The sequence below is a fragment of the Cecembia sp. genome (assembly GCF_007126775.1).
Taxonomy (GTDB): Bacteria; Bacteroidota; Bacteroidia; order Cytophagales; family Cyclobacteriaceae; genus Cecembia.
In genome coordinates, this window is the sequence record NZ_SLAP01000185.1 from 1 (window position 1) to 7,514 (window position 7,514).

At 40.2% G+C, this 7,514-nt stretch carries 9 protein-coding genes; 7 read left to right on the forward strand and 2 right to left on the reverse strand.

The window, feature by feature from the left end; all coding sequences use genetic code 11:
* The first annotated feature begins 90 nt into the window (after window positions 1-90).
* Window positions 91-747, forward strand: a complete 657-nt coding sequence (locus QZT73_RS12240; protein ID WP_291777937.1) for a hypothetical protein — start codon at window positions 91-93, stop codon at window positions 745-747.
* Window positions 748-846: 99 nt separating this feature from the next.
* Window positions 847-1,548, forward strand: a complete 702-nt coding sequence (locus QZT73_RS12245) for a TetR/AcrR family transcriptional regulator (protein WP_291788411.1) — start codon at window positions 847-849, stop codon at window positions 1,546-1,548.
* A gap of 27 nt (window positions 1,549-1,575) precedes the next feature.
* Here QZT73_RS12245 and QZT73_RS12250 read toward each other — a convergent pair whose 3' ends face one another.
* Window positions 1,576-2,544, reverse strand: a complete 969-nt coding sequence (locus tag QZT73_RS12250) for a zinc-dependent alcohol dehydrogenase family protein (protein ID WP_291788414.1) — start codon at window positions 2,542-2,544, stop codon at window positions 1,576-1,578.
* A 135-nt stretch (window positions 2,545-2,679) separates the two neighbouring features.
* Between QZT73_RS12250 and QZT73_RS12255 the strand changes: the two genes are divergently transcribed.
* The 5 genes from QZT73_RS12255 to QZT73_RS12275 are packed head-to-tail and all read left to right on the forward strand — an operon-like array spanning window position 2,680 to window position 7,138.
* Window positions 2,680-3,447 (forward strand): glucose 1-dehydrogenase, encoded by a 768-nt coding sequence (locus QZT73_RS12255; protein ID WP_291777927.1) that lies wholly within the window; start codon window positions 2,680-2,682, stop codon window positions 3,445-3,447.
* A gap of 11 nt (window positions 3,448-3,458) precedes the next feature.
* Window positions 3,459-4,667, forward strand: a complete 1,209-nt coding sequence (locus QZT73_RS12260; protein ID WP_291788416.1) for an acyl-CoA dehydrogenase family protein — start codon at window positions 3,459-3,461, stop codon at window positions 4,665-4,667.
* Window positions 4,664-5,698, forward strand: a complete 1,035-nt coding sequence (locus QZT73_RS12265) for a phosphotransferase family protein (RefSeq protein ID WP_291782059.1) — start codon at window positions 4,664-4,666, stop codon at window positions 5,696-5,698. The genes QZT73_RS12260 and QZT73_RS12265 overlap by 4 nt, the downstream gene beginning before the upstream one ends.
* A 5-nt stretch (window positions 5,699-5,703) precedes the next feature.
* Window positions 5,704-6,582 carry a 3-hydroxyacyl-CoA dehydrogenase gene (locus QZT73_RS12270; RefSeq protein WP_291782057.1) on the forward strand — a complete coding sequence of 293 codons (879 nt, stop codon included), beginning with the start codon at window positions 5,704-5,706 and terminating at the stop codon, window positions 6,580-6,582.
* A 52-nt stretch (window positions 6,583-6,634) separates the two neighbouring features.
* Window positions 6,635-7,138: a hypothetical protein gene (locus QZT73_RS12275; protein ID WP_291782054.1), complete on the forward strand. Its 504-nt coding sequence runs from the start codon at window positions 6,635-6,637 to the stop codon at window positions 7,136-7,138.
* A 95-nt stretch (window positions 7,139-7,233) separates the two neighbouring features.
* Here QZT73_RS12275 and QZT73_RS12280 read toward each other — a convergent pair whose 3' ends face one another.
* Entirely contained in the window at window positions 7,234-7,458 is a 225-nt protein-coding gene (locus QZT73_RS12280; protein WP_291782051.1) for a CDGSH iron-sulfur domain-containing protein, read from the reverse strand.
* Between the last annotated feature and the right edge of the window lie 56 nt (window positions 7,459-7,514).

Genomic DNA, 7,514 nt, shown 5'->3' on the forward strand with positions numbered 1-7,514 from the left:
TGATAGAACGGTTACTGGTAACTTTTTTTTTTTTTTTTTTAATGTCATAATTATTATGTTAATTTGAACCAACACCAAAATTTAATCCATATGAAAAAGTACACACAATTTGCTTTTATTTTGGCTGCAGGACTACTTTTTTGGGGGGCCTGTTCAGAAAAGGGGGATGATGCTCCAAGGAGAAGCCAGCAGGAAATTGATGACGTTGTCAGTGTTATTGCTGAGGAATTAATGACAGTCAATATCCAAGAAGGGGATGAGACTAGGGCATTTGGTTTTAGACTGGAAAAAGACAATGAAGGGGATGATAAAAAAGAAACAACCAAAGAGGATAAAGATAAAAGGGACCATGAAAAGAAGGTAGAGCAATCAGGTCTTTTTTCCTGTCTCAACAAGTTGGATTTGTCCGATGAACAGGCGCAGCAAATCAGAAGGTCATTCTCTGCAGCAGTCGATTGTAGAAAAGAAACTTTTTCCTCTTTACGGGAAGAGCTTGTGGATATAATATTGGACATGGAGAAAAGAAGACTGGTTTTATTGGAAAAATTATTGAAGGAAGAAATCAATAGGGACGAGTTCAGATCTGGATTGAAGAATATTTTAGAAACTTATCAAAATAAAATAGAGGAAATCCGTAAAAAACATGTGGAAAATATCAAGCCCTGTCTAAGGGAAATGGTAAGCCAGATTAGGACAACAATAGGCGAGGAAAATTGGACTCAACTTTACGCCTGTATCAAAAATTAAATTCACTTCTTTTGATTTTTATGAAATTATTTACAGCGGTCAATAATTTATTGACCGCTGTTTAATATATTTGAACCCTATTCAATATCTTTTTTATTTATGCCAAGTTCACCAAGAGAAAAAAAAACAAGACTGATCCTTGATGTAGCTATCAAATTATTCAGCCAAAAGGGCTATGCAGCCACCACCATGGATGATGTGGCCAAAACTGCTGGTATCAGCAAGGGGTTGAGTTATTTTTATTTCAAAAACAAAGAAGACCTGTACATGGCCGTCACAAAGAAGGCTTTTGACGAACTGAAAGGTGTTTTTAGGGAAATTTTCAAACAAAAAGGAAGGAATGGACTGGAAATGCTAACTGATCTGGCTTCCTCCTATATCAGCTTTGCACATAGCAACAGCATGTATAATGATGCCATTCTTAATTTCATGGGCATCATGCAGCAATACACTCAAGAGGAAAACCATGGACAAATACATCCACTGATTCTGGAAAGTGAGCATTTTAAAAAACTACTGGACATCCACCATGATTGCGGAAAGCTTGGGATCCAAATGGTATCCCAAGGAATCAAAGATGGGAGTATAAGACCTGAATTGCAGCCTGAAGTTACTTTTTATACAGTGTGGTCCATGATCATTGGTTATGAAAGACTAACAGGCCCTGTAGCTTATGAGGATAAAGATATTAAAATCCATCTTGATAACTGGAAACCTGGATTTATCAAACTCCTTCAGGACATGCTAAAAGGTACAATACAGGCACAAAAACCGCAGGTGGTCCAGGCTTCCTTATTTTAGTACATTGCCTCCAAGTAATCAGAATTGTCAAGAAGTCAGGATAATTTTCCCATTTCTTCCCTCCCGCTCATAAGCAGACAATGCCTCTTTAAATTTTTCAAGAGGAAAGGTAGCTTCTACATCCACTTTTACCTTTTGGGAGAGCAAATGGGTAAATACGGTTTTAAAAGCAGATTGGGTAGCTTCTGGATTTAGACTGTTCATCCAAGTGGTCAACCAAAAACCTTCTACTTTCAAATCTTTGAAAATCAATAGGCCTGAATTAAGGGGAATGTTTTCCAAACTCAGAAGCCCGAAAACCATCATCTTTCCCCCTGCTTTAAGACTGGCCAAAGCCCTAGCGCCCAAAACACCACCAACAGCATCAAAAACTACATCTACACCTTCCCCTGTTTTTTCCATGATCACCTTTTGGAGTTTTTCCTTTTCAGTATTGATAACCAAATTGGCTCCCAATTTTTCCAAAATTTCCTTTTGCTCATCCCTCCTTACAGTACAGGCTACTTTTACCCCCTTTTGCTTGGCCATCTGAATCACCAGTTTGCCATATGCAGATGCCCCTGCTGTTACCAACACCCATTGGCCGACTTTCAGACCACTGCTTTCAAGCATCCCATATGCTGTCAGTGGGTTAACAAATGCCTGACAGGCAACTTCATCAATCATACCCTCTGGACTCGGAATTACCAAGTGCGCAGGCACGCAAACATACTCCTTCCAGGTACCTATGGCAGTGAAAATCACCTTTGTTCCGACCGGAATTGAATTCTTTTCATCTGACTTTTCCACTACGCCTACAGCTTCAAAGCCAGCAGAACTGGGTAATTTTGGAGTTATCCCATACATGCCTCTGATAAACATGATGTCTGATGGATTGATATTTCTTGCAGTAACCTTGATCCGTACTTCGTGAGCCTTGGGTTCGGGCATCACTGCTTCTTCTAATTGCAAAACCTCCTCCGGCATCCCTGTTTGATAAAAAACTACTTGCTTCATTATTTTGGTTTATTGTTTTAAAGTTTGGGAAGATAGAAAAAAATACTCGGTATGCATAACATTTTTTACCAAAGGATTGGCAATGAAAGGCAAAATTCTTATTCTTGTTAAGGAACACAAACCCAAAAAGATCAAATGGACCTTTCAACATTATTTTCTCTCATGGATAAAGTTGCTCTGGTAACAGGAGCAAGCAAAGGAATTGGACTAGCTATTGCCGAAATTTATGCAGCAGCAGGGGCCAAAGTAGTCATTAGCAGTCGAAAACAAGAAGCATTGGATGAAGCAGCAGGTAGATTAAAAGCAAAAGGCTATGAGGTAACAGGGATTGCCTGCAATGTGGGCGATATGGACGGTTTAGGTACTTTGGTTACAAAAACCATCGAGCTATACGGTAAAATTGATGTTTTGGTAAACAATGCAGCATCTAATCCTGTGTTTGGACCTGTCCATGATACCACTCTGGAAGCCTATGACAAGATCATGGATGTTAATGTAAAAGCCCCTTTTCATTTGATGAAGCTATGCTTTCCTTACCTACGCGAATCACCAAGTGGGGCAGTTATCAACATTTCATCCATTGGAGGGATTTCTCCGGAACCTGGATTAGGTATTTATTCTGTCAGCAAAGCTGCGCTAATTTCCATGACCAAAGTTTTTGCCAAGGAATGGGGAGATCATAAAATAAGGGTCAACGCCATTTGTCCTGGCCTTATTCAAACCAAATTTTCAGAAGCGCTGTGGAGCAATGACAAAATCATGGCCCATATGATGAAAGCCCTTCCAATCAAACGGGTAGGGTCAAGTGAGGAAATCGGAGCAGCAGCCCTTTACCTCGCTTCCCCAGCATCTTCCTATACTACCGGAGCCGTACTTACAGCAGATGGGGGCTTTACCATCTAATTGAAATCTACATGGAACGCAATTTGAATCGCAATATTACAGGAATGGAGAATTTACTGGAGCAGTATGAAGATTTTTTAAAACAGCATGTTTATCCTTTGGAAATGGAGGCCATTTATGGGAGTTTCAAGGCGACACTCCCAAAACTTCAGGAGCTAAGGCAAAAAGCAAAAGATAAAGGTCTCTTTGCCCCTCACCTCTCGCTTTCTGAAGGTGGCTTAGGATTAAGCCTACAGGAATTTGGTAGGATATCTGAAACACTTGGAAGAAGCCCCCTTGGGCATTTCATTTTCAATTGCCAGGCACCGGATATCGGCAATATGGAACTTATGCACCAATTTGCCAGTCAAACACTGAAAGAACGATACCTCTTGCCCCTTCAAAAAGGGGAAATTAGGAGTTGTTTTGCCATGACAGAGCCTGAACATGCAGGCAGTAACCCCGTGCACCTCTCTACAACAGCAGTAAGGATAGGCGATGAATACATTATTAATGGACACAAATGGTTTACCTCATCTGCTGATGGGGCTGCATTTACCATTGTCATGGCGGTAACCGATCCCAATAATTCAAATCCTTATCAAAGAGCAAGCATGATTTTGGTTCCCTTAGACAATTCAGGGTACCATTTTGTACGCAATATACCCATCATGGGAGATGTGGGAGAAGATTATATGTCCCATGCAGAGGTAAAATTTATTGACTGTAAAGTACCTGTCAGCAACCTTATTGGTGAAGAAGGTCAGGGCTTTGCCCTTGCCCAGGAAAGATTGGGTCCTGGGAGAATCCACCATTGTATGCGTTGGATTGGTATTTGTGAGCGGGCGATTGAACTTATGTGTAAAAGGGCATTAAGCAGAATGCTTGATCCAGGCAGGCCATTAGCACAGCAGCAGACCATTCAAAATTGGATTGCTGAATCCGTAGCAAGCGTCAAAGCCTCTAGATTGATGGTACTGGCCACTGCCAAAAAAATAGATGAAGAAGGTGCCAAGGCAGCCAAAGAGGATATTTCCACAATCAAGTTCTTTGTTTCCGATGTGCTGATGAAAACATTGGACCGTGCGATTCAGGTACATGGAGCATTGGGCATTACCGACGATACACTGCTTTCATTTTGGTACAGACACGAGCGGGGAGCAAGGATTTATGATGGACCGGACGAGGTACACAAAACAGTCCTGGCCAAGCGGGTTCTAAAAAAATATGCAGAATCATGATTAATAGAGAGCCAAAGGGATTAGAAGGGCTTTTGCCTTATCTCGAAGACAATCTTGGACTTGAACAAAAATCAACTACCCTTGTGCAGTTTAAGGGTGGATACTCCAATCTTACCTATTTGATCACTTCAGCAGATAAGCAATATGTACTTCGAAGGCCTCCATTAGGTTTAAAAATCAGCAAAGCACATGATATGGTAAGGGAATTTAAAGTATTGAAAGCCCTTGAAAAAGCAGAATTTTCCAAAATCCCAAAGCCCATAATCTGTTGCGAAGAAGATACTGTAATTGGAGCTCCTTTTTTTATAATGGAAAAAGTAGATGGTCTGATTTTGAGAAATAAAATTCCGGAAGGAATGGAATTTAGTTCCGATTTCTTTGCTACATTAAGCCGTTATACATTAGATGGACTTTTGGCTTTGCATCAACTTGATCTTGAGTCCTCCGGACTGTCGGCACTTGGAAAACCAGAAGGTTATGTAGAAAGACAGGTTCTGGGTTGGTCTGAAAGGTATTTCAATGCCAAAACAGATGAAATTCCTGAAATGGAAAAAGTATCTGATTGGCTAAAGGAAAATATGCCTGAAAATCAAAATATTGGCTTTATTCACAATGATTATAAATATGACAATCTGGTTTTGAGAGGGCCTGATAACCCCGAAATAATGGCTGTTTTGGATTGGGAAATGGCAACAGTTGGAGATCCTTTAATGGATTTGGGTACCAGTTTGGCCTATTGGGCAGAGGAAGCCGATCCCGACATTTTGAAACTTTTCAACCTGACCCATCCCAAAGGCAACTTTACAAGAGCCAAAGTTATTGATTACTATGCTGCCAATAGCAGTTTGGACCTCAGTAACATGTTATTTTATTATGTTTTTGGAGTTTTCAAAGTCGGAGTGATTGCCCAACAGATATACAAGCGTTATACTTTGGGATTTGCCCAAGATGCCAGGTTTGCCGCCTTGATCCATGTGGTCAAGGCCTGTGGTACAACAGGATTTAAAAGTATACAGACCCATAAAATTTGAACAAAATGAAAATTAAAAGAGTATGCATATTAGGAGCCGGTACATTGGGGACTCGGGTTGCATTACAATCAGCCTTATCCGGTTATCAAGTGGCTATATTTGATATCAGTGCCAAGGCTCTGGAAAGCTCCCAAAAATTGATGGAGAAAATTGTTCATCAGCTGGCAAAAAGCAGTGGCATGGATGATACGGCAGGACGCAATGCCATTGCCTCCATCACTTTTACAGATAATCCCAATGTAGCCATTTGGGATGCAGATCTGATCAATGAAAGTGTGACAGAGGATATTGCTATCAAAAATGCAGTTTGGGAACAGTTTGGGAAAATAGCCCCGGAGAAAACCATTTTTACTACCAATACTTCTTACCTTCTACCCTCTATTTTTGCGGAAATATCCGGTCGCCCGGAGAAATTTTGCGCACTTCATTTTCATGATGTCTTTTATGCCAAAGTGGTGGATATCATGCCACATCCTGGAACTGACCCGCAGCTTATCCCCTTATTGATGGATTTTGGGAAAAGTTTGGAACAGGTTCCTGTTTTGGTTAAGAAAGAAAATCATGGCTATCTTTTCAATAGCATGTTGATGGCTTTTATCGGCGCAGCCGGAAAACTGCTTACTGGGGAAGTGGGATCTATAGAAGATATTGATAAATCCTGGATGGTCAATTTCCATAAACCTATGGGACCTTTCGGTATACTTGATTCAATCGGATTGGACACTGCCTGGCATGTAACCAAAAACAAAACAGATGGAGCTTCGAAGCGCTTTGCTTCCCTTCTCAAAACGTATATAGATGCGGGGAAATTAGGAGAAAAAACCGGTGAAGGATTTTATAAATATCCCAATCCTGCATTTAGACAGGAAGGGTTTTTGGAATAGCTTAAATTCATTTCAAAATTTACTTTATGTGATTAGCCAATTTAGCCAAACAATGCTGTTAGCTTTTGTTTCAAATAGGATTTTCTATGTTTTTCCCCTCATCTTCTTCCTGTCCTGTAATGGGCCTAAAGAAAAAAATAGTGCTCTAAAGGAACTGGGCACTGAACAAGTAGTGACGGATAAATTACAATTGGACAGTTTTGGGTATTTCGAGGAAGTTGTTGGATGCAGTTGCTATTTGGCATTAGGTCCTTCGGAGTTTGGTAACCTAGAATTTATTTTTGCGGAAAAATACGGACTTCCAGATGGAAGTGGTTATGGATTTATTAAGGTGGACCATGAGATGGTACGTTTAGAGGTCATTTCGGTGGAAAATGATCCACAAGGAAAATATAGAAATGTCAAATTAGGAAATGATTCTCTTGAAGTACGGGTACAACTGGATATAAACCAATCTGAAGAACCAGAAGTATTGCCCGCCCAAGGAACTTTGCAGATACATCTGGATGGAAATCCTTCCTTGATGGAAAATGTAGTTGGAGTTTGTGCATGCTAATTGAAGCTACCTAAGATATAAAAGTTATTATACAAAAAAACCGGCCCTCCATAATTTAATTATGAGAATTGTGCCGGTTTATTTTTTGTTAGGATTTAAACTTTTCGGGGAGGTAAATCAAAAGCTATTGCCTCATGTTCAAATTTTCCCCTATGCGACCCGTCGCAAAATGGTTTGTTATTTGAATGTCCACAGCGACAGATACCTAGCAGGGTCCTTCCTTGAAGGCCATAAGCATTTCCTTGATTATCCACAATTTCAAAATCCCCCTCAATTTTCAACGAACCATTAGGGTTCACAGTAATTTTGGTACTTGCCATATTTTTTTGGTTTTGCTCGTTTATAAGTTGACTAACTTACATAAAAATAAAAAAAA

Coding starts and splice junctions, on each gene's coding strand:
- QZT73_RS12250 (WP_291788414.1), bottom strand. CDS start 2,544: ATGAAGCAAGTAGTTTTTTATCAAACAGGGATGCCGGAGGAGGTTTTG.
- QZT73_RS12240 (WP_291777937.1), top strand. CDS start 91: ATGAAAAAGTACACACAATTTGCTTTTATTTTGGCTGCAGGACTACTT.
- QZT73_RS12275 (WP_291782054.1), top strand. CDS start 6,635: ATGCTGTTAGCTTTTGTTTCAAATAGGATTTTCTATGTTTTTCCCCTC.
- QZT73_RS12260 (WP_291788416.1), top strand. CDS start 3,459: ATGGAACGCAATTTGAATCGCAATATTACAGGAATGGAGAATTTACTG.
- QZT73_RS12255 (WP_291777927.1), top strand. CDS start 2,680: ATGGACCTTTCAACATTATTTTCTCTCATGGATAAAGTTGCTCTGGTA.
- QZT73_RS12270 (WP_291782057.1), top strand. CDS start 5,704: ATGAAAATTAAAAGAGTATGCATATTAGGAGCCGGTACATTGGGGACT.
- QZT73_RS12245 (WP_291788411.1), top strand. CDS start 847: ATGCCAAGTTCACCAAGAGAAAAAAAAACAAGACTGATCCTTGATGTA.
- QZT73_RS12280 (WP_291782051.1), bottom strand. CDS start 7,458: ATGGCAAGTACCAAAATTACTGTGAACCCTAATGGTTCGTTGAAAATT.
- QZT73_RS12265 (WP_291782059.1), top strand. CDS start 4,664: ATGATTAATAGAGAGCCAAAGGGATTAGAAGGGCTTTTGCCTTATCTC.